Source organism: Neolewinella persica DSM 23188 (genome assembly GCF_000373105.1).
Taxonomy (GTDB): domain Bacteria; phylum Bacteroidota; class Bacteroidia; order Chitinophagales; family Saprospiraceae; genus Neolewinella; species Neolewinella persica.
In genome coordinates this window covers 73,076-97,909 of sequence record NZ_KB890497.1, presented here as the reverse complement: position 1 = coordinate 97,909, position 24,834 = coordinate 73,076, and the positions used below count along the sequence as shown (strand labels likewise).

The 24,834-nt window shown below is 51.5% G+C and carries 27 protein-coding genes; 10 read left to right on the top strand and 17 right to left on the bottom strand.

Going from position 1 to position 24,834, the window contains the following annotated elements; genetic code table 11:
- Positions 1–51: 51 nt before the first annotated feature.
- Positions 52–411: a BlaI/MecI/CopY family transcriptional regulator gene (locus B036_RS0127095; protein WP_020571868.1), complete on the bottom strand. Its 360-nt coding sequence runs from the start codon at positions 409–411 to the stop codon at positions 52–54.
- 199 nt (positions 412–610) lie between these two features.
- Here B036_RS0127095 and B036_RS0127090 point away from each other — a divergent pair, with 199 nt between their 5' ends.
- The 3 genes from B036_RS0127090 to B036_RS0127080 all read left to right on the top strand — a co-directional run bounded on the left by B036_RS0127090 (position 611) and on the right by B036_RS0127080 (position 3,104).
- Positions 611–1,360 carry a LytR/AlgR family response regulator transcription factor gene (locus B036_RS0127090; protein WP_020571867.1) on the top strand — a complete coding sequence of 250 codons (750 nt, stop codon included), beginning with the start codon at positions 611–613 and terminating at the stop codon, positions 1,358–1,360.
- A 357-nt stretch (positions 1,361–1,717) separates the two neighbouring features.
- On the top strand, positions 1,718–2,365 hold the full coding sequence (locus B036_RS0127085; protein ID WP_020571866.1) for a hypothetical protein: 648 nt from the start codon (positions 1,718–1,720) through the stop codon (positions 2,363–2,365).
- Between the two features lie 49 nt (positions 2,366–2,414).
- The gene (locus tag B036_RS0127080; RefSeq protein WP_020571865.1) at positions 2,415–3,104 is read left to right on the top strand and encodes a hypothetical protein; all 690 of its coding nucleotides are present in this window, start codon (positions 2,415–2,417) and stop codon (positions 3,102–3,104) included.
- 91 nt (positions 3,105–3,195) lie between these two features.
- On the opposite strand, the gene B036_RS0127075 is transcribed toward B036_RS0127080, so the two are convergent.
- The 12 genes from B036_RS0127075 to B036_RS0127020 form a co-directional block, all read right to left on the bottom strand.
- Positions 3,196–3,486, bottom strand: a complete 291-nt coding sequence (locus B036_RS0127075; protein WP_157472503.1) for a hypothetical protein — start codon at positions 3,484–3,486, stop codon at positions 3,196–3,198.
- An 88-nt stretch (positions 3,487–3,574) separates the two neighbouring features.
- Positions 3,575–4,480, bottom strand: coding sequence for a histone deacetylase family protein (locus tag B036_RS0127070; protein WP_020571863.1), 906 nt, complete (start codon positions 4,478–4,480; stop codon positions 3,575–3,577).
- 275 nt (positions 4,481–4,755) lie between these two features.
- A complete protein-coding gene (rpsP, locus tag B036_RS34680; protein WP_020571862.1) occupies positions 4,756–5,445 on the bottom strand; it encodes a 30S ribosomal protein S16 in 690 nt (229 codons plus the stop codon).
- A 215-nt stretch (positions 5,446–5,660) separates the two neighbouring features.
- Positions 5,661–6,437, bottom strand: a complete 777-nt coding sequence (locus B036_RS0127060; protein WP_026232394.1) for a sulfite exporter TauE/SafE family protein — start codon at positions 6,435–6,437, stop codon at positions 5,661–5,663.
- A gap of 169 nt (positions 6,438–6,606) precedes the next feature.
- Positions 6,607–7,038, bottom strand: coding sequence for a Dabb family protein (locus B036_RS31370; RefSeq protein ID WP_052334011.1), 432 nt, complete (start codon positions 7,036–7,038; stop codon positions 6,607–6,609).
- Between the two features lie 189 nt (positions 7,039–7,227).
- Positions 7,228–7,791, bottom strand: coding sequence for a hypothetical protein (locus B036_RS0127050; RefSeq protein WP_020571859.1), 564 nt, complete (start codon positions 7,789–7,791; stop codon positions 7,228–7,230).
- A 174-nt stretch (positions 7,792–7,965) separates the two neighbouring features.
- Positions 7,966–8,532, bottom strand: a complete 567-nt coding sequence (locus tag B036_RS0127045) for a hypothetical protein (RefSeq protein WP_026232393.1) — start codon at positions 8,530–8,532, stop codon at positions 7,966–7,968.
- Between the two features lie 160 nt (positions 8,533–8,692).
- Positions 8,693–9,094: a hypothetical protein gene (locus B036_RS0127040; RefSeq protein WP_020571857.1), complete on the bottom strand. Its 402-nt coding sequence runs from the start codon at positions 9,092–9,094 to the stop codon at positions 8,693–8,695.
- Entirely contained in the window at positions 9,078–9,827 is a 750-nt protein-coding gene (locus B036_RS0127035; RefSeq protein ID WP_020571856.1) for a class I SAM-dependent methyltransferase, read from the bottom strand. The genes B036_RS0127040 and B036_RS0127035 overlap by 17 nt, the downstream gene beginning before the upstream one ends.
- Entirely contained in the window at positions 9,824–10,600 is a 777-nt protein-coding gene (locus tag B036_RS0127030; RefSeq protein ID WP_020571855.1) for a DUF2071 domain-containing protein, read from the bottom strand. The genes B036_RS0127035 and B036_RS0127030 overlap by 4 nt, the downstream gene beginning before the upstream one ends.
- Positions 10,587–10,964 (bottom strand): DoxX-like family protein, encoded by a 378-nt coding sequence (locus tag B036_RS0127025; protein WP_020571854.1) that lies wholly within the window; start codon positions 10,962–10,964, stop codon positions 10,587–10,589. The genes B036_RS0127030 and B036_RS0127025 overlap by 14 nt, the downstream gene beginning before the upstream one ends.
- A gap of 135 nt (positions 10,965–11,099) precedes the next feature.
- Positions 11,100–12,143: a DUF3810 family protein gene (locus tag B036_RS0127020; protein WP_245557521.1), complete on the bottom strand. Its 1,044-nt coding sequence runs from the start codon at positions 12,141–12,143 to the stop codon at positions 11,100–11,102.
- A gap of 156 nt (positions 12,144–12,299) precedes the next feature.
- Here B036_RS0127020 and trxA point away from each other — a divergent pair, with 156 nt between their 5' ends.
- The gene (gene trxA, locus B036_RS34055; RefSeq protein ID WP_020571852.1) at positions 12,300–12,626 is read left to right on the top strand and encodes a thioredoxin; all 327 of its coding nucleotides are present in this window, start codon (positions 12,300–12,302) and stop codon (positions 12,624–12,626) included.
- 380 nt (positions 12,627–13,006) lie between these two features.
- Positions 13,007–14,119 carry a hypothetical protein gene (locus B036_RS0127010; protein ID WP_020571851.1) on the top strand — a complete coding sequence of 371 codons (1,113 nt, stop codon included), beginning with the start codon at positions 13,007–13,009 and terminating at the stop codon, positions 14,117–14,119.
- A gap of 44 nt (positions 14,120–14,163) precedes the next feature.
- On the opposite strand, the gene B036_RS31365 is transcribed toward B036_RS0127010, so the two are convergent.
- The 4 genes from B036_RS31365 to B036_RS0126990 form a co-directional block, all read right to left on the bottom strand.
- Positions 14,164–15,054, bottom strand: a complete 891-nt coding sequence (locus tag B036_RS31365; RefSeq protein WP_020571850.1) for a hypothetical protein — start codon at positions 15,052–15,054, stop codon at positions 14,164–14,166.
- A gap of 321 nt (positions 15,055–15,375) precedes the next feature.
- Positions 15,376–16,008, bottom strand: a complete 633-nt coding sequence (locus tag B036_RS32760; protein WP_020571849.1) for a hypothetical protein — start codon at positions 16,006–16,008, stop codon at positions 15,376–15,378.
- Positions 16,009–16,193: 185 nt separating this feature from the next.
- Positions 16,194–17,471: a S28 family serine protease gene (locus tag B036_RS31355; protein ID WP_020571847.1), complete on the bottom strand. Its 1,278-nt coding sequence runs from the start codon at positions 17,469–17,471 to the stop codon at positions 16,194–16,196.
- Positions 17,472–17,904: 433 nt separating this feature from the next.
- Positions 17,905–19,062, bottom strand: a complete 1,158-nt coding sequence (locus tag B036_RS0126990) for an LLM class flavin-dependent oxidoreductase (protein WP_020571846.1) — start codon at positions 19,060–19,062, stop codon at positions 17,905–17,907.
- 57 nt (positions 19,063–19,119) lie between these two features.
- On the opposite strand from B036_RS0126990, the gene B036_RS0126985 reads away from it, so the two are divergent.
- The 5 genes from B036_RS0126985 to B036_RS0126965 all read left to right on the top strand — a co-directional run bounded on the left by B036_RS0126985 (position 19,120) and on the right by B036_RS0126965 (position 24,831).
- Positions 19,120–19,698 (top strand): Uma2 family endonuclease, encoded by a 579-nt coding sequence (locus B036_RS0126985; RefSeq protein WP_020571845.1) that lies wholly within the window; start codon positions 19,120–19,122, stop codon positions 19,696–19,698.
- Positions 19,699–19,787: 89 nt separating this feature from the next.
- Positions 19,788–20,660, top strand: a complete 873-nt coding sequence (locus tag B036_RS0126980; protein ID WP_020571844.1) for a DUF4846 domain-containing protein — start codon at positions 19,788–19,790, stop codon at positions 20,658–20,660.
- Between the two features lie 78 nt (positions 20,661–20,738).
- Positions 20,739–21,398 (top strand): DUF6624 domain-containing protein, encoded by a 660-nt coding sequence (locus tag B036_RS31350; protein WP_020571843.1) that lies wholly within the window; start codon positions 20,739–20,741, stop codon positions 21,396–21,398.
- 326 nt (positions 21,399–21,724) lie between these two features.
- Positions 21,725–23,443 (top strand): UvrD-helicase domain-containing protein, encoded by a 1,719-nt coding sequence (locus B036_RS0126970; RefSeq protein ID WP_020571842.1) that lies wholly within the window; start codon positions 21,725–21,727, stop codon positions 23,441–23,443.
- A gap of 44 nt (positions 23,444–23,487) precedes the next feature.
- Complete coding sequence (locus tag B036_RS0126965; protein WP_026232389.1) at positions 23,488–24,831, top strand: MFS transporter; 1,344 nt, start codon at positions 23,488–23,490, stop codon at positions 24,829–24,831.
- Positions 24,832–24,834 lie beyond the last annotated feature (3 nt).

The window sequence follows — 24,834 nt, the reverse complement described above, 5'->3', positions numbered from 1 at the left end:
TGCTCAACCTGATGGTTGAGGTACAGCTGCCTAAAGGCAGCTGAAAGAAGGTCATTCCTGCTCGTCGATCATCCGGAGGATGTCCTCCAGGTCCTCACGACTTAGTTTCTTGTTGCGGGCGAAGTGGGAGACCAGGGCCTTGTGGCTATCACCAAAGAAATCAGAGACGACCCGCTTGAGGTCTTTCTGAAAAAACTGCTCTTTGGAAATCAGGGGAAAGTAGCGGTGCGTGCTACCAAAATCCTCATGGCCAACGTAGCCTTTCTTCATCAGGTTGGTAATGAAAGTCGAGACCGTACTATAGGCTGGCTTCTTTCCTGGCATCTCGGCAATGATGTCCTTCACGAAAGCACGTTCCAGCTTAAAAAGGATACGGAGCACTTCTTCTTCTTTTCGGGTTAATGGTTCCATGCCTCAAAGCTATGCCTAAATATTTAGATGTACAACTATTTTTTTAGATGAACGTCTATTTTAACAGATGCCGGGTAATCAACAGACCCTGCCAATTAATCATTCTGGCTTGATTTTAGGAAGGATCTTTCCGTTCTTGTGGGTCCGCCTTACTACTCTTCTAAAGTGAATATCCTTTTACCGCATCAACCTTCCGCCCTTGATCTCCTCCTTCAGTACCGTCATCATCGACGACGAATCCAACGCCCGCGACCTAATGCGAAAGCTGTTGGGCGAGCAACCTTATCCCTTCGACATCGTCGGAGAGGCGGACGACGTAGACGCCGGTGCGAAGTTGATCAGCCAACTACAACCAGACCTGATCTTTCTTGACATTCAGCTGAAGAGTGGTACTGGGTTCGACATTCTGGCCCGGCTACCAAACATCGCCGGCGAGGTGATTTTTGTTACGGCTTACAACCAGTACGCCATTCGGGCATTCGATTTTGCGGCTCTGGGGTACTTGCTCAAGCCACTTCGCATCAGCGACTTACGGGATACACTGCGCCGCTTTTTTGATCGGCAGTCTAACCGGCCGGCAGCGGATCAACGACTGCGAACCTTCATGACCAACCGGCAGGGAGAGGAAAACCGTATGGTGGTGCCCGATGTGAATGGGTTTCGGGTACTTACCCTACCGAGCATCATTTACCTGCGGGGAGAGATCAATTACACCCGCTTTTTCCTGGAAGACAAGACCGAGTTGCTCAGTAGTAAAACACTGAAGGAATACGAACGCTTATTGAGCGGGAATGGCTTTTGCCGGATTCACCAATCCTTCCTCGTAAATATCTCCCACGTCACCTCCTACCAGAGAGGTGAGGGCGGAGTGGTTATTCTCTCCAACGGTGACCACCTGGACGTAAGCAGGCGAAGGAAGGCGGAGTTTATGCGGTACTTTGTACGATAGTTTCAGTTGCGTGCGCCTTGGGCGTGGGCCAGGCAGGCTACGTGCTTCAAAGCAAAGTCTTTTAGTTTGGAAGAATAGAAACGGGTGGATTACTGCCGTCGTCATAAAGAAAGGTCCAGGCCATCACCCTTCACTACAGAAATGTACTTCCGTAGAAGTACGGGTTGATTGAGCCACTACACTATCCTAAAAGATGTACTTCCGTAGAAGTACGGGTTGATTGAGCCACTTCACTATCCTAAAAAATGTACTTCCGTAGAAGTACGGGTTGGGTTAAATAGTTACTACCAGAATCCCCAATTTCAACCTCGAACAACCATCTTTCCTAAACCCCACCCTTTTTTGACTTTCCCTACGTTGACTAACGAAATAATACTCTATAACAAGCAAGACAGCCGGGAAACCAATGCAACAACCCTCCCTATCTTTGCTCCTCAAAAGACCACCTCCATGCACCTGCGGCCGCGCCACCTATTTAGCCTTCTGTTACTTATCCTTCCCTGCTTTTGCTATGCGCAAACGGATAAACTCCCCACCTTCCCCCAGGATTTTACCGGAAAATGGGCTGGGGAACTACAGATTTTCGGCCCTTCTGGCGTTCGTCAAACTGTCCCGATGGAGCTCCACATTTTACCAATTACCGACACCAGCTACACCTATACCATCATCTATGGAGAAGATAAAGTTGCCGGCAAACGCGACTACTACATCGTGCAAGGCCCTGATGGGCCACATCACTGGATTTGCGACGAAAAGAACACCATCCTGCTCGATGGCTACTACCTGGGCAGTACTTACCAAAGTGTATTCACCATCGGTGGCACCTATCTGATGTCCAGCGTTGAGCACCGGGGAGATCACCTGGTCTATGCTATCTTCAGCGGAAAAGAGGCGCCTGTCCGTACAACCGGTGAGACAAAACACGACGGAGAAGACATCCCTGCGGTCAATTCCTACAAAGTATCTGGTTATCAACGATCTATATTACGTCAATTAACAGAGTGATCGAACTTACTCATGGGGCACTTGCGTTTTAATAGAAAATCAAATAACCATGTTCAAGTACATCACCCCACTACTTATTCTACTGTTAGCCAGCCTATCTTCTTTTGCTCAGGACGCCAAGCCGGCACCCAACCGGGCCGCTGATCCCACCCAGGCTTACCCCATAACTAACCGGCCCCAAAATCCGGCTCTTCAGGAATTTGACGCCAGCTTCCCGGGAGAAAATGTAGGCTTTCTCCACGTATACGTCGATCCTGACATCGCCCCGGATGAAGTCTACCTGATGCGAGGGACCCCCATAAGTAGCACGACTAAAGCATTGCTCCCTGCCAAGTTTCAGCGGATGGCAGACAAAATGAATGCCAAACTTTACGGAAGCATGGCCGTAAAGGGTATTGATGAGTCTCTTTACATCCTACGAATGGAGGGACAGACCAGCGGCCGGGTGGAGATGTTCGCCATTCGAGGAAACAAGATCAAACACCTGAAGACACTCGCTTACCGCAAATGCCTGAATGGTAAATGTGATCAACTCGATAGCTACCTGACCAACCTTAATGCTGATACCAATCTGGAGCTGATACAAATCAGCCGGACCATGCGAAGGAGCGGTGAAACCGCCATGAAACGCCATGCTTTTTTGCTGAACGACCGCAACAGAAAATGGAAAAAATCTAAGCAATTGGACGTCCCATGGACAAGTGTCCGATTCTTCGATCCACGTCTGGACGATCAATAAGAAATTTGTCTGAATTATACTGCTTTGCCGGCTTCTCCCACTTGGGGGAAGCCGGCTTTTTGATTAACGTCCGGCAAGTATCAACTAAGTTCTACTCTTCCTCATCCTCTTTAATCCCCAGGAAAGGCCTTAAGTCTTTCCATAATTTTGTAGACGTATCATCCAGCACCGGCTTTCTTTCCCCCTCGCTGGTCCGGTACTGGCTTAGAATATCTAAGAGCACATTGATCCTTCCTTCTGTGTCAAAGAATTTGTTGACGATGGCTACCCGTTGATGCTCCACCAGGCAATAGCCAGATTGAAAATTCCCTTTCTCGTACCTGACCTTGTACCCCAGCTCCTTAGCCAGGGTTTCCAGTTTTTTCAGGGTATGTTTGGTCATGCTTATGGTCATGCTTAGGCTATTGGTCTGTTGGACTATTAACGCTATTGAGGAGTTGTAGGTGCAAGATACGATGGATCACTGGTGCTTAGTAGAAAACGGCATCGGCCATTCGGAAGGTGTTGGCGTGTGCCTCAATGATGGTCGCCAGGCGTTCGCTGTAACCACCGCCCATACAGACGGCAACGGGGAGGCCGCGATCCTTGCAGCACTGGAAGACGAAGCGATCCCGCTCCCGGCAACCGGCAAGGCTAACGGCCAGTCGACCCAGCTTATCTGACGCCAGGATGTCCACACCGCTCAGGAAAAACACCAGGTCCGGTAGCTCCGCATCCAAAAGATCGGGCAGCATTTTGTAGAGGGTTTCCAGGTAATCTTTGTCGGTGGTTCCGTCTGGGAAACCTACGTCGAGGTCCGACGGTGGCTTACGGTTAGGGTAGTTTTTCGCGCCATGAAAACTCAGCGTAAAGACCCGCGGTTCATTTGCAAAGATGTGGGCTGTTCCGTTACCCTGGTGTACGTCCAGGTCAATCACCATCACCTTTTGTATTTCACCGGTAAACAGTAGTTCGTTGGCGGCGATGGCAATGTCATTGAAGACGCAGAACCCCTCCCCCCGGTCGGCAAAGCTGTGATGTGTACCGCCAGCGATATTGAGCGCTACCCCCGCTCCGTTAAGCGCCAGGCGGGCACAGTCGAGGGTCCCTTGTGCGATTACCCTTCCACGGGAGATCAGTGCCTCCCGCATGGGGAAACCGATAGCCCTGGCTTCTTTAACGCTAAGGGAATTGGTCTTTAGCTTCTCCCAATATTCCGGTGTATGCGTCCGAAGGATAGCTTCCTCAGCCAGTGGCTGCGGAGCGAAGAAATTATCCTCGGTGATCGTACCTTCATACAGCAGTTGCTCAGGTAGCAAAGTGTATTTGTCCATTGGGAAGCGATGTTTCGCCGGGAGGTCGTAACGGTAGATTGGAGAGAAGGCGATTTTCAACATCGAGTTATCGAGTCAGGTTGTCGGGTTGTCAAACCGGGTTGTCGGGTACTTCTAATTATAAAGTGCGGCTAAATGTTTCGGACAAAGCCCGATAACCTGGATAACTGGACAACTCGATTCGACAACTCGATAACCTGATAACCTGTGATAACTGGACAACCAGATAACTCGACAACTGGATAAACTGAGGACTTGAAACAAAAGCCCCGCTTACCAGATGGCAAGCGGGGCTTTGTAATCGTTAGGTTGTTTCCGGAAATCCGGAGCGGGACGGCTTATGCGTCTACAACAACGTCAGAAGCGTCATCGGTAGCTTCACTGGCGGCCTCAAGGGCTTCACCGGCAGCTTCCGTGGCTTCGGCTGAGGCTTTGGCTTCACCTGCCACGTTAGCGGCAGCTTTTTTGGTTTCTTCCGTTACTGCGGCAGTATCACCTGCGGCTTCAGCGATGGCAGCATCGAGCGCGCTTGTAGGCGTTACAACGGGAGCGGCTTCTTCAGCAGCAGCTTCTGCTGCTGGCGTTTCCACCTCTACGGGCGCTGGAGCTTTGACGACCGGAACGGTACCGGAGATCTTCGCGAGGAGGTCATCCTGCTTCTTAGCTTCTGCTTCGCGGCGGGTGGCAACTTTGCCTTCCTTTGCGTCGATCCATTCCTGGAACTTCTTGCTGGCTTCCTCTTGCGTGAGGGCACCTTTTTCAACACCGCGCATGAGGTGCTTGAAGTACATTACTCCTTTAAAACGGAGGATGGCACGAACGGTATCAGAAGGCTGGGCGCCTTTCATAATCCACTTGTAAGAAGCCATGTGGTCTAACTCAATGGTGGCAGGAACCGTCATTGGGTTATAGGTACCGAGCTTCTCGATGAACTTACCGTCGCGGGGTGCGCGAGCATCAGCTGCTACGATGTGGTAAAAGGGACGCTTGCGACGACCGTGGCGCTGGAGGCGAATACGTACTGGCATAATGACAAATTATCTTTATTAGTTAAGTACCGGTTTCCTCCCGGGAAGGGACGACCGGTTTTGTCTTAGAGCGTGCAAAGATAAGACGCTTTTTATTTATAGACAGAAAAAAGATCAGTTGTGTTTAATAAAGTAGCTAATAGGCACTAAGTCCGTAACCCCGGCAACCTCAACTTCGTTGGCAGGTAGCACTTACAAGACGGCGACAGCCGACCTCAAAACACCTGTACCAGCAATCGTAGCCCTACCACGATGATCAATACGGCTGCGACCCTGCGGATCGCCGTTGGCGATAGTCTTCTCAGCGTGAGCCGCGTCCCGATCTGCCCTCCGATAAGAACCGTAATTGCCAAAGCAGCCATTAGTTGCCAGGTCACCTCAATGCCTTTACTAAATTGACCGGCCAGCCCAGCCACAGAATTCACAAAAATGAACAGACTGGTGACCGCAGCAATTTCTCTGGCAGCGGCCCAGCGCTGCAGGAAGAGTACCGGGCTGAGGAAAATCCCGCCGCCGATGCTAACCAGCCCCGCCAGGAAGCCCAGGACGGTACCCAGCAGCCCTGAGGAAACCTCCTTCCCGATTACTTGTTTCTTCTCTGGCTCCACGGATTGTTCCTCCGGCTTAGTAGCTGCCACTCCCGTCCGCCACCACATCGCCAGTCCGGCCAGCAGCAATACGACACCGAGCAGCCCCAGAAATTGCTCGCGCGGCAACGCTATCCTCCCGCCAAGAAAAGCTGCCGGCACACTGCACAACACCAGTGGCAAAGCTCTTCGCCAGGGCATTTCACCAGCTCTGACAAAATGGAAAACGCCCCCTCCGGCTACAATGATGTTGCAGACTAACGCAATGGCCCGCATCTCGGTCGTGGGTAAGGTAGCCAGTGCCAACACCGCCAAATAGCTGGAACCACCGCCAAAGCCCGCCATGGCGTAGAACAGCGCGATGAAGAAGAAGACTGGAAGAAGAAATAGGAAGTCAGCAGCCAGGGGTCAGTATTTTGAAGTCAGTTTTCAGTGATCAGCATTAAGTATCCAAGGCTCAGTTTTCAGCGATCAGCGTTAAGCATTCAGGGCGCAGTATTCAGGTATAATACCTTCCTGGTTTCTTCACTTAACATCCCGTCAAAATTACCTGAGATTAAGCTTCAACTATTATTTACCGCTCACTCAACAAGTTATCGCGAACCCGGACTTTCTTAAATTTTGCGCCTTGCTCTTCGACAAATTTGGTGTGTATAGCGTGCGTTTGGTATTCATCGTGGCCAGCCACATCGTCGAACCAAAGAATCAGCGCATAATCGAAGGAGTTGTCAGTGACATCCCGGCTGGGGGTTCCCGCTGCCGGGCCGAAGAACATCCGTTTTACGGAAGGAATGCCTTCCAGGTTCCATACCCCGGCTTCGAAGGTTTCGGCGGAGGCTTCGTCTACGTCATCGTTCAACCAGAAATAGACCGTGTGCATCAGCCCGGGTTCCGCGTCTCCGTCTACGACCTTTTCGATGTTGACTTCTTCAACCACTTCTCTTTTCTCCTGGCAGGAGTAGGTGAGTAAGCAGCAACAAAGCAGGGGGAGTAGTAATCTTAGCATGGTGGTTTTGGGGGACAATTTAGGGCTTGGTTGGTAATAAATGGAGAAGGAGAGAATCAGGGACCGCCGCAGGCAGCAGCATAGCTAATGGGAGATTTTACGCCGAAGGCTTTTACGGGCTACTGATAAGATGCTTTTCTGGCGCGGTCGCAGGTGCGAGGAGAAGTATTAAGGAGCAGGGGAGGTTACCTAAGGCTCCTTTCTCCGCACTGTTTTGTTCAGGTAGTCACGCTGCGTCAATGCTTCCTCGCAGTAATTCAGGTCTTTTTCGCAGATGTACTCCACGACTTCGACTAATCCTTTCCGAGCAGTCTGGCTAAAGGGTGCCATTTCCAGTGCAAGGTAAAAGTTATCCCGGGCTTCCTCGTAGTCGCCTTTCTGAAGGTTATTGTTTGCCGTCCTCTGATAGGATCGGTAGGCCTGTAGTCGTTGCACATCATTCTGAGGAGGCAACGTCAATATTTCAGGCTGATCGATCGAAGATAACACACCACCTGCTGCATGATAAAGCAACCAAGCACCACCGATCAACGCAATAAGGACAATTGGAAGCCCAAGTATGATCAGCCAATTTCTCTCCGAAGCTGACCTTTTATGTTCACTAACGTATCTACCCGATCGCTGGGCAGTTTCGCGGCCGCCTTCGTAAGTCATTGAGTCTTCACGTTGCCATTTACGCCATTTTGTAAATGCTTTCTTGTGTTTTTTATCCGTACCAGAATGGCCGGAAATGCGAGAAGGGCCGTGTATCATCTTTTAGGGTATTGGTGTGGTAAAGAAGTTAACCCTATCCTTAACCAATGCAAAATAGTTTCGACGAAGGAGGCCAATAATTGGCCCATGGTTCTTCCGGCCGCGACCCAGTCGCGTTGCCGAAGCAGGCGCTTCCGCTCGTGCGCGGAGCGCCCTTCGGCCGGAGGCCCATTATCAGTCTGCCTGATGAATCCAGTACCACCCACGATCACTTTCCCAAGCAAGAATCCCCCCTCCAATCTCGCTAGCAAGGAGTTCTATTGCATCAAACTGCACCTCAACTTTCCTACTGCCTAAAACATCACCATCTTCAGAGAAGGTCACTTCCTCGAAAATACCTGGGCTAACAATTCTAGAGGAATCTACCCAGCTAAAATCATTGAACAACGAGCCATATTCCCTTCCTAAGCCTAAGGTGTCTGATACTTTATTCCCTGACAGTATCGTCAAATAACCAGCGAGTCTTCCTCGACTTACACTCAGAAGGGTATCATTCAGCTGATCTCCATTGAAGTCACCAACCAATATTTTACCGAGTACAGGAGGTTCGGCCTGGGCGGGTACCGCTACTTGTGAGATTTGCGGCATGCCAACCTCGACGGGTTGATCGGTGCGGTGAATAGTACTAGGGATGACTTCTTCCTCTTCGAAAACTTCACTGTCATCTACTCTATCATTGCATCCAATCAGAAGCAATATCGCGACGAGAAGAAAGAAACGCATCAATATAATTTCTTTCATAATATGCTCAGATTTGGCGGGGTCTGAATTTACGATGTACAATTCAGGATTTCCCGCCAAGCAGCCCACACATGCTACAAGGCAATTACAAATGGTACACCTTGAATTGTACATTGTAAATTCTGATACTGACGAAACGCTCATCACCCTAACTCCAATTCTAGTTTAGCGCTAACCCCACCATCCCAAACACCACCATCATGTAAATCCAGAACCCAACGGCGATGACGTGAATGAAAGTTTCAAATTTCTTCCCTTTCCATAGTTCTGAGGAGTAGACAAAGAACTGGAAGATCAGTCGGAGCGCCCAAAAAACAGAGAGCCCCAGCGCGATTTTGCGCCCCAGTGGCGTACCGATAAGCTCCGGCGCTGAAGTGAGGCAAAGCAGACCGATCCCAAAAACGGTGATGGCGATAAAGATCATGTGCGTCTGCATCATTTGCCGGTTCATCAGACTCAGGGGCTGCAAGTCTCGCTTCCAGTTAAGATAACCGGGAATGAAAGCGTGTAAGACGGAGAGCACTGCCAAAAGAGCTCCAATAAGATTAAGATGGATCAGCATACGCAACTAGGGTAAAAGTCGTCAGAAAAGGCGTTAGCTTTTTTTCTTCAACAACAGCCAAAGCAGCGCCCTCGAAGGTTCGCCGCCAATCCTCGTGGGCAAGGAAGTGAAAAGCGCCGACGGTGTAAGCCAAAAAGTTGGCCGGGTCCCGCAGGTGTTCGGTGACGATGATTCGTCCACCCGGTTTCAGCGCCTGGCGCAGCAGGGCAAAGAACTGCGTCCGCTCGGCAGCATTTCTGATCTCATGGGCAGCCAGTAGCAAAAAGATTACGTCAACGGAACCATCCTTTAATGGCATATCCGTAGTGGAAACGGCCATCGTACCAGGGTGTGGCGCATAAGCTTCGCGTGCCCGCTTGATGGAGATCTCGGTATGAAGCTCCGGATCATAGAAATCAAACACCTGTAGGCTCGCTTCAGGATAGCGCTTAGTGAGTAAACCACTGGTTTCGTCAAATCCCGCATGGATGTTGACAATTTGGGAGCCTGGTTGCAGGTCAGGCAACCAGGTCAGCCGATAGAGGTCTGACCGGTCATAGATGTACCACGAAACAATCAGTGAGATAACCATGGTAGCTACCGCCCCAAAGGCCAGACAAAGGCCAGCCACGAACCACCAGCCACCCAGCCAGGACGCAAACCACAGACCGAGGGAAACGCCCACCACTGCAATGAGGTAAAAGTGCCAGTTGAATCTGACAATGTTGCTTACTCCCTGAAATGGTTGCCTCATGGTTGCCAATTTTCTATGATGCCCTTTTTCCAGTAATACGGAATGTTCTCAACCACAAAGGCACTGGCTAATACCGCGTTCCCGAAGCCGCGTTGCTCCAGCCAGGGCAAGACCAATTTCTCTACGGCCACCGGCCGTGGCTTCCAGTTTTGTCGTACTCCCTGAACGATGAGCACCTGCCCGGCAGCCGCGTCGTAGGTAAGCGTAAAGGGCAACGGCCCCGCAAAACGACGGGCCTGCTTCCAGTCGGCAAAAGGAGAACCGGCGGGCAAGGCCGGTTGGTCTTCGTACCTGACTCTGACGTCGAACCCGGCAGTCGGGCTAGAAACTTCGTAAAAGGGAACTTCCTCCCCCTCCTTGGCATCATCTTCCGCAAGTAATTCCCCCGAGCGATGCTGCGCTACCTCAATCAGCGAGTAGTTGTAGTGCGTCATCAGGTTCCCCATAAATTGCATCTTCCGGCTATCCGTTTGAGACTCCAGGATGTACAATCCTCGTAGTCGCTTCCCCGCCTGATTGGTATAGCGGGAGAAAATCCGGTAGCCACTCAGAAAAAAATCGTTGCCCAGGAAGCGTGGAAAGCCTTTTGGGCGAAGCTTCTCCGTTTGCACCATCGCCACGGCAACGAAAGCGTAGCGATCCTCAAAAACATCGGGAGTGAATGGCGGCGGCAACAAAGCCGCCAGCTGCTCCACTGGCAGCGCGAAGGTCAGGACCAGCGATTGCCGGAAAAAGGTTTCTACCGCGAAAGGGTGACATTTAAGCAGGTTCATACAATTCTTTAACCCGGAAACCATGGTACCAGATCAGTCCGCAAAATAACACCGCAAACACTGGATTGAAGTAACCCCAAAGTAAAAGATCAGGCACCAGCAGGCTTTCCAACGTATTCATGGTCAGGATAATGGCCATCTGTAAAACTGCAGTAGGTCTTCGCTGCCGATCAAGCCAAATCCAAATGGCCATAGCCATTTCTGAGCAGCCGATCAGTATCGTCAGCGGGCGGGCGTATGCCTCTCCCAGGATACTGGCCACAATTTCGGTATGGCGGGGCACCAGGTTGAGGACTTTGGCAAAGAGGCCGTTGGCTAGCCAGACCAGGGCGATAAAAAGAGTTAGGAGGTTAGCGCGGAGCATATTCTATGGTCGGGGACTTTCAGTCCGAGTCGGACAAGGGAGCGCAGCGACTTTGGCCGATGCTACTCCCCAAAGCTAATAAAAACATACGCTCCGGGAGCCTTCGGCGCCGTTCGCCGTCGGACTAAAAGTCTTTTACCGGGAATCCACCAAATACCCTTCCACCATTCGCACCACCTTGCCATAATTCAACAGCCCTTCATGAATCCCCTGTGCTTTCAGGTAAGTGTCGTAGGTAACGTCACGAATCACGGGAGCGATGTCCTTATACATTTCGGAGTTATCGTAGATGGCCTGCAGGTCGTTGCGAATACCGGGGGCGAGGGATTCGGCCCTCCAGGCCCAGTAGGCGTCGGGTTCCTGCTGCCGGAGCCGGCCGGCAATGCGCCGCCAGTACGCCAGTTTGAAGGCGTAAGTCAGCACCGGGTCGTTGGTTTCCTGGCCGGCGAGCCAGGCCCAGAACGTGCAGGTGCCTTCGTCGCCAAAGCCATAGGCGTGGGACAGTTCGTGGGCCATGACGGCGGGTTTTTGCAGAGGGTGCAAGCCTGCATCGATGTTTCCTTCTCCCGCCCAGGGCCAATAGACACCAGCGGTGCCCAGCCGAAGTAAGACACCTTTTGGCTTCAGCTGCCGGGCGCGCGGATGACCAGGCGTGGGGTACCCATGCTTTTGCAGGGCAGCGATCAATAATGGCCGAACGGCGTTTTCAAGATTGGCGGGCAACGCAGCTGCCGTAAGCGCGACGGTATCGTTGGAGATCTGTCTCCGAAGCGCGGCTAACTCCCGGGCTTCAGTGTAAACCCGCTCGCGGAGCTCATCGAGCGTAGGTTGATAGAGTTCGAAGCCAATCTTCTCGCTCACCTCTACCCTACCGTAGTTGAAGCCCCACCCCAGCAAGAAAATTGAGATCAAAAGGGCGACCGAATTAAGAATTCGCCGACCGAGTTTACCCCAGGCCGACCAGCTCCCTGCTTCTTTAAACCATTTCCTGCACCTGCGCGCCGTCGCCCAAATCCACCAAATTACCCCTGCCCAAAACAGGTAGAAAAGCGGTACTGGCAAGCGGGGAAGGAAAAAATCCCATAAATTCCGGACTCCGACAAAGATGCCCCTGCTATAAACAGCCTCGATAGTCGCCGCTGGCAATAACAACCTGATTACCAACAAAATAGACAGCACAAGCAATGGCCACCAGGATAAAAAAGAGATACTTTTGTAAGGCTTGATGTCGTTTCGCGTCAATTTATAAAGGGATTTTGTCTGGCAATTCAACCAAGATTGCGACCCGATGTTGTATTCCCGTGCACATTGCACAAAAAACAAAATATTACAACTATGGCTTTCGAGCTCACTGATGCAAACTTCCAGGAAAACGTACTTGATAAAAAAGGCGTCGCTGTTGTCGATTTCTGGGCAGAATGGTGTGGTCCCTGCCGCATGATCGGTCCCATCATCGAAGAATTGGCCACCGAATACGACGGTAAAGCACTCATTGCTAAAGTGGACGTAGACGAAAACTCTGAGCTCAGCGCGAAGTTCGGCGTTCGTTCTATCCCCACCATTCTTATTTTGAAGGATGGCGAAATTGTTGACAAGCACGTTGGTGTAACCACCAAGCAGGCACTGATCGACAAGATCGAAGCACAGATGGCCGCTGCTTAAGCACGACCATTGTTTGATAAAAAGAAAGCCCCGTCACTTTTTGTGGCGGGGCTTTTTTTGGTCAAGTTATCGGGTTGTCGGAGTATCTTAACCATTCTTCCCGGTAATTCGATAGATGAGCCACTGGAAACGTCTCCTATCTACCAAGGGTGTAGTTTGCCCACATCAATCGGTCCGAACACTTGAAACGGGGAAATTGTGGGCAAACTGCACCTCCCGAGGAGAGGGGCCGGGGTAGCGGGTAACGCACGCGTTGTGTAGCTATTTCGTTCTTATACCTTTTCGTTCACCTACCCTTTCTAAGTATGTCGCCCGTCTCAAGATTTTTGTTGTTGCTGTTATCGTGCATCATTTTAGGTTGCGAACACGAACACACAAATTTGGGAACAACTGCAGAATGGATAATTATCTCCGGAGAACCGTCTCTAGTTTTCAGCAAAGGAACTGTCCTTCGGTCGGTCGGGGATTCCCTGGAGATTTTCGAGCCAGGGTATACCCGCTCCACCGTTTCCTTCATTCGGGTAAAAAAAGACACTTTATACATTGGTCAAGACACTTTCCTCTACGTAAAAACGGATCAATTGTGGTCTTTTCAACGCCCCGGTGCAAAAGCTCCCATTCGGGCAATCCCCATGCGGGTAACCGATAACATCCTGGTCGATGAGATGCTCATCGGCCGGACTTTACTGGAGCAAGCAGAAGGGCCACACCAGGAAGTTTATTTAGGGGCCACGGTTATTGAAGAATTCATCAACCAGAATTACTTTAAAGTGCGGTGCTTTGGTGAAGGAGCTACGAAGAATGACATCAGGCTACAGCACAACCAGGATGGCTGGGCAGTGTGCCGGCGGTTTGGACAACCTATTTTGCAATTTTGGCAAGGAGGTTTTGGGTTGATCACTTTGGTTGACTCCGTAAAAAACCAACATCTTTACGGAAGGCAGTTTTCCACCACTACGCCGGATGACGTCTGGAAATCAGAACGACTGATCGTTCCGGAGCGTGCTTTTTCAACCGCTGAAAGCGATCGGTTTTTCCAACTGATTAATGAAGGAGAGCTGCGGTACCAGCTAACGAAGCCCTGGTCTCCGGCAGATGCCGATAGCCTTCAGGTTTACGTTGACCTGATTATGAGCCGGGAAGATAGTTTGCAGGATTACACCATCATCGTTGAAAATGAAGCGATGGCCAACAGGGCCTATTTTTTGCCAGAAGACCTGGGCCAGTTGGGGCTGAACTTTGAACCGAACTACCGCTTTTCACTCTTCGCCGGTGAACGGATCATCCGGCATGGGTTGTATAAAATATCGGCAGATAAGCGGTGGCTGGAACTTAATGGTGGCTGCGAACCAACGGCTTATTGGCACATTGATCAGTTTACTCCGGATCACCTACGGATATCTGCCCTCGTTGAAATTACCGTTTTCGCCAATTATAAAAAGACAGAATTGAAGAGCCGCCTGGCTACGTTTGATTTCTATTTAGATGATTAGGCGGGGCCGCGGGTGCAAGGAAATGGGATTAAGTAGCAAGGTCTTTAATCGGCCGACATTTCTTCCAGATTCTTACGCAAGCTGGCCAACACAAACTTATGTTCCTGCGCAATCCCCCACCCTTCCAGCGGCTTCCAGTAAAGCCGGGGATATAGTACCGATTTATAGGAACTCGTACGGGTAATCTTCGTCTGCCCTTCCTGGCGCTCAAAGGTGTAGGTGGCATCTACAAAATGGAACCACTCCCGACCGGTCAGGCTATAATCCACCACATCCATTTCCAGCACTTTACCTTTCTCGTAGCGGGTGATCTCGGCGATGATGGAACCATTGTCGAAAAGACAGTGGCGTTTAGCACCAATGGTATCTGCCTCCAGGATGCAACGATACGGTGCAGGGAGGCCAAGCCAGATGCCCCAGGGCTTCTCCGCGTCGAGTTTATCCATTTGCTTAACCTGATCGAAGACAAGGTCAGCTTCGTAAGGCAGCAATACCGAGGTTTCTATCTCCACCAAACCAGGCTCCGGCATCAGCGCCTGCTCTACCGGGTTAAGCACCAGCAGAACAACCAACGGGCTCAGAGAATTGATCAGGTGGTCCGAAATATCCAGAGGCTTACGACGCTTACGACTACGCTGAATCAAATAACCAATGCCCATGGCGATCAGATAAATAGGGAGCGCCATCGCTACGCAGATCAGACCTTCCAGCGCACCGGCCAACAAAAAACCGAAGAAGATGAGCAGTGCCAACACCAGGGAGATCCATCCACGTTGGGCTGGTGTATCGTGCGTTCCGATGGAGAAACCTACCGCTAAAGGGAAAATGACGAAGAAGGTCGTGCCGTAATTGACCAGGCCAAAATGAAGGCATAGAAATCCGGCAATTAGGGTTACGGCGGAGAATAGCCAACCGTATTTGGTTAGGTTTTTCATTAGAAAGGAAGTACTTAAGAAAGGGGTTTAAGTTTTCGCATTCGGGGTCTACCATTATCCATAAGACGGGCTGCCGTCCGACAAATTCTTTTGGTCTGGCGCAGCCGGACAAAAGTTTGTCGGACGGCTAGCGCTTTGTCAAGTTTGATTTTGCGTGCAAGGTGCAGGTGGGTTTTTTCAGATAAAAAAGAGCTTGAACGGAGTTTAGCCGTAGCTACTGCGAAGCAGTTACGCAGTGAACTGAGAATCCAAGCAACGCAGTCAGTTGGAAAAAGCTGCCGCAGATTGTGCCAACCTCAAGCTAGACAAAGCACTGGAGATTTAAAGTCTACGCCATCCCTCAATTAAAGACACGCCATAAGCAAGGACTACCGCACCCACTCCGGGTACCACTGCCAGCAAAATGGTGGCCATAAAAACGACCGTAACAAAATGACCAAGAAAAGTCAGCCGATCCCGGTGAAGCAGCAGACCTGCAACCAAAGCCAGACCAAAGCCAATCAATAACGGAACATCAGGAAGCCCCAGCAGAAGAATGGCGGAGGTCATCAGGCACAGGTAAGCCAACCGCCAACCAACGTGATAATCTGGCGCGCAATCAAAGCCCTCCTTTGGAGGTTTCGTGCCCGCAATAACGCGGCGGTTGTAAGTAATCAACCAGTAAAGGGGTTTCAGCGCAGTAATGAAAAAGCGACTGCGAATCAGGGGTTTCAGGTGCGGCAAAGCATTGCCAATAACGGTGGTCATCGCCTCCAGGCCGTAGCGAACCTCTCCGGTTTCGGCGTTATACAGCGGAATTTCGTGGCGACCACGATCCAGGTCCAGGTTAGGGATATCTCCAGCTTTTAGCTTACTGAAGGCCCTTCGTTCACTCCAGTTTAAACCGGTAAAAACACCCGTGTAACCTTTGCACATCGGGCAGGCATCGTCGAAAAGAAAAGTGTGGGTAGCCATGTCATTAGGGGTTGGTGACACGACAAAGTTAGGGGAAAATAATTAAACTTTCATTTTTTTCTGAAAGTTTTGAAACCAGGCTGATCGTTCATCAATTCAGGCACCAAACCTTCTGGTCCATTTTTCATGACCCGACCCGGAGATCCGGGACCTTGGTTATTAAGGAGATCTTTTCTTCCCCCCATCTACTCCAACCACCGTTCCAGCGCCGCCAGCAACCTAACCCGGTCCGCCTCCGTCATATTTTTGATCCGCGCATCCCCATGAGACTTCCCTTCCATGATGAACCACTCGGCGTCCACCTTTTCGTTGGGTTGTACTGCCGTTGCCGTCCAGGTATCGTTGGCACCATAGATGTAGGCGATCTGATTACCTTCCTTTTTCAGCCACCGGTCTACCTCCTTTAGCAACTTACCATCAAATTTGGCTTCCAGTGGTTTGGGGGAAAGAATGGCCATGACGTTCTTGTCGGTGGGTAGAAATTTGAGCAATTCTTTGAACCTGCTGGTCCGGTAGCCATAGTACCCCATTTCGGTGGCAGCCTGGTAGTAGTGGGCAGCATAAAAATCGATCAGCTGATCACTGAAAAGGTCGATGCCTGCGACCTCCAGGAAATACTCCAGTGCACCTTCCAATGAAGTTCTTTCATCGGGTATGGCATCACAGTCGCCGCCCCACTGCCAGAAGGCGAAGGGATATTCGAGCACGCCGAGTTCGAAGGCTTCACCATAGTATTTATAAGTGTAGTTGTCTCCCTTCCCCAGGTTATAGAATCGGAGTAAGGAAAGAACTTCTGCCTCATTAGCGAGCAGTCTGGTTTGCAGTGCTTTGATCCTGGCACGGCATTCAGGCGTACCCACATTGTCGAGAAAGTCATAGATGCGCTGCTCTTCGTACTCCCGGTTAATGGGGGCTACGTAGGGGACGCTGACGGAGACATCCTGCGGGAAGAAGTAACGGTAGAAGACGGTGGTAGCGCCGCCTTTGCTGATGCCGGTACTGACCCAATTTCCGGGGTAGAGATCAGCAAAGATCTCCCGGAGGTGGTGGTAGTCGGCGGTGGCTTGTTTGAGGTTCAGGTAATCGAAACCATCGCCCTCAGGTTGGCTGTCGCCAAAGTACCGATGCTCTACCCGGAGTTGGTTGGCGCCCAGCAGGTCCGAGAGTTCATAGTAGGCCGGCCTCGGGGCGGTATAGCCTTCCGTTACAATGACGGTGGGTTGATTCGTACCCCGGTGGGTCAGAAATACCTTTTGTTGGAAGAAGCCTTGGGTTGTATCGCCATGATCCAGCGGTTGGCGGAAGAATAGCTCATAGACCATCTCCCCATTTTGACCGGCAACCTTCCTGGCCGTTTGAAGATCGGGGAGCCCTAAAAGTTGCTGTTCGAAGGAGGTTTGGGCGCGGACGCCGGTGCCAACCAGGAACAAAAGAGCAAGGAATAGAAGGGCTTTCGTTTTCATGCTGTAAGCTATTGAATTTGGGTAAATCCGGAGGTATTCCTGGCGATAAATCTGAGGGGGTCGCGATGTTCTTTGCGGAGCGCCGCGCTAGGAAGTGGGCGACTTTTTTACCAGGGATTGCGTCGTACCTCCTTGTCCCAGGCAAATATGGCTTTGTCGCTACGCGACTGCTCCGCACACAATCTTAGTGTACAACTCAATGTCCTTAGTGCCTTAGTGGTTATTCCACCTCCCGCCCAGTATGCCTATTTTAAGTGTAGTACTCAATGTCCTTAGTGCCTAAATGGTTATTCCACCTCCTGCCTAGCATGCCTATTCTTAGTGTAGTACTCAATGTCCTTAGTGCCTTAGTGGTTATTCCCCATCCTGCCTAGTATGCCTCTTCTTAGTGTAGTACTCAATGCCCTTAGTGCCTTAGTGGTTAATTCCCCATCTACACCCGCAAGCCCCCACCCAAAGGCGTATCAGGAATCCCTACCGGCCACCGCCCGAGCACCTCCGGTAAAGAACAAGTCTTCAGCCTGGGCAACACGTACCGGGCAAACAATTCACACTCCTCCAGGTGTGGGTATCCCGACAGGATGAAGGACCGAATGCCCATTGCGTGGTAGCGCATCAGTTTTTCGTACACCTGGTCGGGGTTACCAACAATGGCTGCTCCGCAGCCAGAGCGTGCCCGGCCGATGCCCGTCCACAGATGCTCTTCGGCGAAGCCGTCTTTGTCGGCGCTCTGGCGGAGCTCTGCCTGCCGGCTCACGCCGTAGGACTTAGCGTCCAGGGCCCGATTTTTCAGTTCTTCTGCTGCTTCCGCGTCAATGTTTTGCATCAGCGATTGGCTGGCAGCGATGGCCTCCGCCTCGGTTTCCCGGACGATGACGTGCACCCGGAGACCGAAGTCGACCTTCCTGCCAAACTTTGCACCTGCGGCCGCGCCCACATTGTCCATCAGTGCCTGAATCTTCGCCTCCGTTTCCGGCCACATCAGGTACACGTCGCAATGCTCGGCACATAGTTCCACGCCGTCGGGGCTGTATCCGCCGAAATAGAGCAACGGTCCACCGTTTTGCTGATAGGGCCTGACCGGTGCCGTTGGCAAGTCGAGGTTATAGAATTCGCCCTTGAACAACAAGTGATCCTGCGTCCAGCACTGCTTCAATATCTCAATCACTTCCCGGCTTTTCCGGTACCGAGTCGGGCTGTCCACGGTGGTCCCGGGCAAGTCGCTGCTGATGATGTTGACGGTCAGTTTGCCCAACAGCATATGGTCAAGTGTAGCCAGCGCCCGGGCCAGCATCGGTGGGTGCACCTCGCCGCAGCGGATGGCGGTGAGCAGGTTCATTTGCCGGAGTTGTGGCGCCAGCGCGGCGGCAAAGGTCAGGGTATCCTGCCCTACCTGGTAGCTGCTCGGCAACAGCATATTCCGGTAGCCGAGTTCGTCCGCCGTGCGCGCAATCTGTGCAGCATTCCGGTAGCTGCTTTTATAGAAAGGGTCGCGGACGCCCAGGTAGCGATCATCGCCGTTGCAGATGGGGGCAAACCAGGAAACTTCGGCGGCATCGAGGTGGGCGGAACGAACGTAGGGAGGAGGCATACTTTGTGAGATTGGACGTAAATTTAACATTACTCATCTTTTCCACGTTATTTAGTCATGAAAGCCGGCGAAATAGAAGATCGTCAATATTCAATTGCTGAACATTTAGAGTTGCTCGCCAACAGCGACGTAAGACTGGAGTATTCTGGTGGAAAAATCACGATGATCTCCGGTGGTAATAGAGCCCATAGCGACATCGCCGACAATACATTCGTCGCGCTGCGTACGGGCAAAAGCGGCTGCTACATTAAATCAAGTGATATGGCGGTAAGCATTCAGGCGACCGGAGCACATTACTTTCCGGACATCAGCGCTACTTGTGAAGAACCCGAATTCGAGCCAGGAGGGATTACCCGATTGAAAAACCCAAGCCTGTTGATTGAAGTACTGTCGTTGAGTACAGAGCGAAAAGACCGGGGCGAGAAGTTCGACGCTTACAAAACACTTCCAAGCTTCAAAGAATACATTCTGATTGATAGTAAGAGCTTTCAAATCCATGCCTACTACCGAAAAGACCGGGGCGATTGGCAAATTGGTAATTACTATCGGTTAGACCAGCAAGTGGAAATCAATACGCTTGGCATCTCTGTCCCAATGTCCGTTATTTATCAAGGAGTAGACCTTGGCGAAGAGTAACTTTTTCAGGCGCGGCCGCAGGTGCAATAAGGAGAACAAGAAGCAAGGTGCTGACAACGTTAAGTTCCTGAATCCTCCCTTAACCCCTTATGCGCCTAATAATTCTTTTACTTTCCTTCAGCTTGTTCGCCTGCGGTAATTCCGAGGCTCCATCGCTTCCTTACACCGCCAAAGACACTGTACCGACCATTCCCGTAACGATCAGTTTTGTCAACCCAGCCGGCACCACCATCCCCACTCGCTTCCCAACACCGGATGGCTACACCCGAACTGCTTATATCGAAGATGCTTTCGGCCACTACCTTCGCCACCAACCGCTGAAACCACACGGTACTAAAGTCCTGCTGTTCAACGGCGTCGAAAAGGGGAACCAAAGGGCTCACGCCGCCGTCCTCGACGTAGACGTGGGAAACCGGGACCTCCAGCAATGCGCCGACGCCGTGATGCGCCTGCGGGCCGAATACCTATATGAACAGGAACGGTTTGCTGATATCCACTTCAACTTCGTCAGTGGCTTCAACGCCGAATACGCCCGTTGGCGCAAGGGCCAACGCATCCGGGTAAAGGGCAACCGCGTTGACTGGACCCCCGGTAGCGGCGCTACCCCCGACTATAAATCCTTCCGGAAGTACCTCACTATGGTCTTCAGTTACGCTGGAACCGCTTCGCTCGTACATGAGTTAAAACCGAAGGACAAAGCCTACATCGATGCCGGTGATGTCCTGATCAAAGGAGGCAGCCCGGGCCACGCCGTCATTGTGGTCGACAAAGCCGTAAATGAAACCACCGGCGAAGTCCTGGTCTTACTGGCCCAGAGCTATATGCCGGCGCAAGACATACACGTGCTGGTTAACCCTGCCCACAGAGACGGCAACCCCTGGTATTCAGTGACTAAGGATTTTGGGGATTGGATCCAGACGGCCGAGTATGGTTTTGACGGGAATGCTTTGCGGAGCTTCTAAGGGTAAGGGCCCAAGAAAATTAATCAGCTAATTTTTTCATTCACACGCTCCGTTCAGCGTACTTCATTTATCATCGACATGAAACTAACTTTCTCCTTCTTGCTGCTTATGTTCCTATTGGCGTGCAACTCAGCGCCTCAACCAGAACCTACCGTTCCTGACCCAGCCCTTCAGCAACGGTTGGCGGACATGGTGAAGGTCGACCAGGAAATACAGCAATTCTTTTATACCGCCCAGGACAGCTTACCGTTGGAACGGCGGGATTTTTTGCGGGACAGCGTTTTCCGCCATAACGGCGAGTTGGTCAAGGAAATATTTAAAATGCAGGGCTATCCAGATACCACGCTTGTTGGCCCGGAAGGGCAACATCAATTCTGGTTACTGGTGCAGCATATGGACTATGATCCGACATTTCAGGAGGAGGTATTGGTAGCAATGCGCCCGTTGGTGGATCGTCAGGCAGTCAGTGCTGTCGACTTTGCCTACCTCACCGACCGGGTCCGGCTAGCGAAAGGGGAAAAGCAGTGGTATGGCACCCAACTCGACTACCTCGATAATATGATGGCCGTACCCCAACCATTGGCGGACAGCCTGACGGTCAATGTGCGCAGAGCAGCCATCGGCCTGGGTTCCGTGGAGGCCTATCTGAATAAAACAATGGAGCTTCACTTTAGGATGAACAAAGCTTTCTATGCCAGCCTGGGACGAACCACTCCTTACCACTACGAGGAGAAGTAGGAGGTGTGGGCTGAAGACTTTGGTTTACGACTTAGGTGGTGGAGCTGCTTGATTCCTGGTTTAACTGAGAGAGGACATCGCTTTGAGCAACAAAGAGCCCATGTCTTTATACGAAAGCCCTACCAATCCCCTTCCATTGACGGGAACTCTGTGCCACCTCCGTGCCTCCCTCCGCGCTGCCCTCTGTGAAAGCAACTAGCTGCGTAGCAGCCCTAAACACTTATAATAAGTCGACTTAAAACTACCAACACAACAACGATTTGAAAATTTTAAACCACAAATTGTAAGTTAATCCATATCTTGCCCGCCCAGCAGCAACTCCACCAGTGACCTTTACCCCCGAGCAGGAACACATCTTCGACTTCGTCCGCACCGGCAAGGGTCATGGCATCATAGACGCCGTGGCTGGCGCGGGGAAGACGACGACCATCATGGAGTGTACCAGCTACGCCAGGGATCCAGCCAAGGTATTGTTCTGTGCTTTCAACAACAGCATTGCCAAGGAAATCCGCCGGAAGTTCAAAGATCGGGGTATGCCGGAGGTGACGGTACAAACCATCCATTCCCTCGGATTAAGGATATTGCGGGAGAATAGCGACTATGGATCGCGCCTGCAACTCAGAGAGTACAAATACACCACGCTGTTTCAGGGCGAGGACATGCAGACCAAGCTTTCCCCGCATTTTAAGGCGCTCTGTGAACTAAACAACCTCAATCCCGAAGCAGCAAAAAGTGGCGACAGCCGACAGAAGTTTGCCATCAAGAACCTGATGTACCGCATTCGCAGTCGGTTACTGAACATCAACCAAAAGCACCGGGCTACCTTGAACGGGCCGAGTTTTGAAGATTTCACCTCGTTGATTGAGCACTTTGGTGTTTTCACGCCTACGGAAGAAAAAAGTAAGACCTTTCATGAGGAGCTGGAGGTGTACTATGCCGCACACCGATTGCTGCTCACCGCCGGAAACGATCTGGCTGCCCGAAGCTTCATCATTGATTTCACGGACATGATCTACCTGCCCTTCGTCTGGAAACTCAACGCAGCTACAAAATTTGATTGGATTTTCATCGATGAATGCCAGGACCTCTCCAAAGCACAGTTTGCCGTAGCGGCCAAGTACGGCAAGCAGGGCAGCCGGGTACTGGCCGTTGGGGATCCCCGGCAATCCATTTATGGCTTTACTGGCGCTGATGTGGAATCCTTCAGCCGGGTAGCGCGGATGACCCGCGCCACGGCACTTCCGCTGACGACCTGCTTTCGGTGCCCTACCACGATAATTGACCTTGCCCGCGAGATTCGCGAAGACATCGTTGGGGCCAAAACTGAAGTCGGCAACGTTGAACCCATTTTAATTGAACAGGTGGTTGAGCTTGCCCGTCCGGGTGATCTCGTCATCAGCCGGCTACGAGCGCCTCTGCTGGTATTGGTCTTCGATTTTATTGAACGAGGAACGAAGATCCAGGTTTCTGAAGATGAAGCGAGGGAGTTCATCGGCGAGCTAAAAACGCTCTTTAAGCAGGATGAACTACAGGCCTCCGTCAAACGGCGATACAAGACCTTCGAGGCGTTGAAGCAAACGGTATTCCATCGGAATATGTGGGTCATTCGCCAGAACGCAGGAAAAATACCTAAGGCCACTGAGCGGGAGTTATTCCTGCAGGAGGAGACTGATTATCTGGAAAAAAGGCTGGAATTTCTGCACAAGCGCTACGAGTTATGGCAGAAGAAGTGTACTTCGGTAACCAAGATATTGGAGCGGATCAAGGACCAGGTTTCGGCCAAGGAGAATGCCATTAAATTGTCTACCATACACCGGGCCAAAGGCCTGGAAGAAGACCGGGTCTTCATCATTGACTACGATAAATTACCCTGGGCCAGGCAACAACAAAAAGACTGGGAGAAGGTACAGGAGACCAATTTGAAATACGTTGCTATCACCCGGGCCAAGAACACCTTATTCCTTGTAGAAAGCGAAGATATCGAGGAGTTGGAGGAAGAGGGGAGTTTGTTTGATGATCTGCCGTTCGGGGCAAGTAGGGACTAATCCTTACCTTCCCCCTCTAGTCGTTCATGTAAACTCGAAAAGAAGTGAAAAAAACCACCCCTACCCGGGCATCGTATGCCCTGTTGTCATTGCCCGCAACTGCGATGGGCTTTGCACTCTGCGTTCAAATTGCGGCATTAAGCTGGATCCTGAATACGCAGTATGGCCTTAATCTCGAGGAGATCGGCAATGTTTGGCTAGCCGGCCCCCTGGCCGGTATTTTGGGCCAGGTGATCGTGGGGGTCATCAGTGATAACGTCTGGTTCATGGGCGGCCGGAGGCGGCCATTTATCGTCATTGGCGGCGCCCTTGCTGCGGCCATGATCTTTGCCCTGCCCTACCTCGGCATTATCCAAAATGCCCTTGGCCTTGAAAGTGTCATTGGCGTTGCGCTAACGGTGGCATTAATGCTGGATTTAGCCATTAACGTAAGTTTCAACCCCGCACGGTCAGTCATTGCTGACGTCACCCCCAGTGGAGACGCCCGGACAAAGGGCTACACCTGGATGCAAACCATCTCCGGTGCCTTCGGCGTCGCCGCCTACCTGATCGGGTATTTCACCAATAATTACAACGTGATCTACGTCGGGGTAGTCATTGTTTTCCTATTCTCAGTCTTCCCGCCTTTCTTCATCAAAGAACCCCGGGAACTGGCCGGCAACGACCTTGATGACGGGGTTGCTTCTGCGGCAGACGTATTCGTAGACGCAGCGGACGAGGTGAATACCGCCAGCTCCGTCCGGATTGGCGGCACCAACTGGCCAGCATTCTTAATGATTTGCCTGGCGCACGCTTTCACCTGGGTAGGCGTACAAACGATGTTTATCTACACCTTCGGTTACATCAAAGAAGTGATCATGGGTTTTGACACGGCAGCTAAACTTACCGGAGACCAGAACGATGCCATCGGGGCAAGCATAGGCTTATCATTCGCTATCCTGAACACCGTTGGCTTCTTGTTACCGGCCCTCGTCCTGGAGCCTGTAGCCCGACATATTGGGCGGGTAAAAACTCACGCTTTAGCCATTGCCATCAGTGCTATTGGTTACGGACTGATCGTGGCCTACGGTAGTTCCCTGGCGGCCTTCTACACCCTGATGGCGGTAGTTGGTATTGGCTGGGCGGCGATCGTGAGCTTGCCTTTTGCCATTATGTCTGAAGTGGTAGACCAGCGCCGGATGGGGCTGATGATGGGGCTGTTCAATCTATCGGTGGTGTTGCCGCAGATCGTCGCTTCCCGGTTGGGCGGCTACATCGAGCATTCAGCAGACAAAAGTTCCATCTTCTGGATTTCGGCGATTACCTTGGGGATTTCGGCCGTGCTTTGGTTGTTCGTTAAGGAGCGCGGCAATGCAGAGGAGGCTTTGGTGACGAACACTAGTCATTAATCT

Excerpts from the sequence above, each read along its gene's own strand:
- B036_RS0127070 (WP_020571863.1), bottom strand. The coding sequence starts at position 4,480 with ATGTTGAAAATCGCCTTCTCTCCAATCTACCGTTACGACCTCCCGGCG.
- B036_RS0127075 (WP_157472503.1), bottom strand. The coding sequence starts at position 3,486 with ATGACCAAACATACCCTGAAAAAACTGGAAACCCTGGCTAAGGAGCTG.
- B036_RS0126980 (WP_020571844.1), top strand. The coding sequence starts at position 19,788 with ATGCGCCTAATAATTCTTTTACTTTCCTTCAGCTTGTTCGCCTGCGGT.
- B036_RS31370 (WP_052334011.1), bottom strand. The coding sequence starts at position 7,038 with ATGCTAAGATTACTACTCCCCCTGCTTTGTTGCTGCTTACTCACCTAC.
- B036_RS0127045 (WP_026232393.1), bottom strand. The coding sequence starts at position 8,532 with ATGAAAGAAATTATATTGATGCGTTTCTTTCTTCTCGTCGCGATATTG.
- B036_RS0127095 (WP_020571868.1), bottom strand. The coding sequence starts at position 411 with ATGGAACCATTAACCCGAAAAGAAGAAGAAGTGCTCCGTATCCTTTTT.
- B036_RS0127040 (WP_020571857.1), bottom strand. The coding sequence starts at position 9,094 with ATGCTGATCCATCTTAATCTTATTGGAGCTCTTTTGGCAGTGCTCTCC.
- B036_RS0126990 (WP_020571846.1), bottom strand. The coding sequence starts at position 19,062 with ATGCCTCCTCCCTACGTTCGTTCCGCCCACCTCGATGCCGCCGAAGTT.
- B036_RS0126985 (WP_020571845.1), top strand. The coding sequence starts at position 19,120 with ATGAAAGCCGGCGAAATAGAAGATCGTCAATATTCAATTGCTGAACAT.
- B036_RS0127050 (WP_020571859.1), bottom strand. The coding sequence starts at position 7,791 with ATGATACACGGCCCTTCTCGCATTTCCGGCCATTCTGGTACGGATAAA.
- B036_RS0127035 (WP_020571856.1), bottom strand. The coding sequence starts at position 9,827 with ATGAGGCAACCATTTCAGGGAGTAAGCAACATTGTCAGATTCAACTGG.
- B036_RS31355 (WP_020571847.1), bottom strand. The coding sequence starts at position 17,471 with ATGAAAACGAAAGCCCTTCTATTCCTTGCTCTTTTGTTCCTGGTTGGC.
- B036_RS31365 (WP_020571850.1), bottom strand. The coding sequence starts at position 15,054 with ATGAAAAACCTAACCAAATACGGTTGGCTATTCTCCGCCGTAACCCTA.
- B036_RS31350 (WP_020571843.1), top strand. The coding sequence starts at position 20,739 with ATGAAACTAACTTTCTCCTTCTTGCTGCTTATGTTCCTATTGGCGTGC.
- B036_RS0127030 (WP_020571855.1), bottom strand. The coding sequence starts at position 10,600 with ATGAACCTGCTTAAATGTCACCCTTTCGCGGTAGAAACCTTTTTCCGG.
- B036_RS32760 (WP_020571849.1), bottom strand. The coding sequence starts at position 16,008 with ATGGCTACCCACACTTTTCTTTTCGACGATGCCTGCCCGATGTGCAAA.
- rpsP (WP_020571862.1), bottom strand. The coding sequence starts at position 5,445 with ATGCCAGTACGTATTCGCCTCCAGCGCCACGGTCGTCGCAAGCGTCCC.
- B036_RS0127080 (WP_020571865.1), top strand. The coding sequence starts at position 2,415 with ATGTTCAAGTACATCACCCCACTACTTATTCTACTGTTAGCCAGCCTA.
- B036_RS0127025 (WP_020571854.1), bottom strand. The coding sequence starts at position 10,964 with ATGCTCCGCGCTAACCTCCTAACTCTTTTTATCGCCCTGGTCTGGCTA.
- trxA (WP_020571852.1), top strand. The coding sequence starts at position 12,300 with ATGGCTTTCGAGCTCACTGATGCAAACTTCCAGGAAAACGTACTTGAT.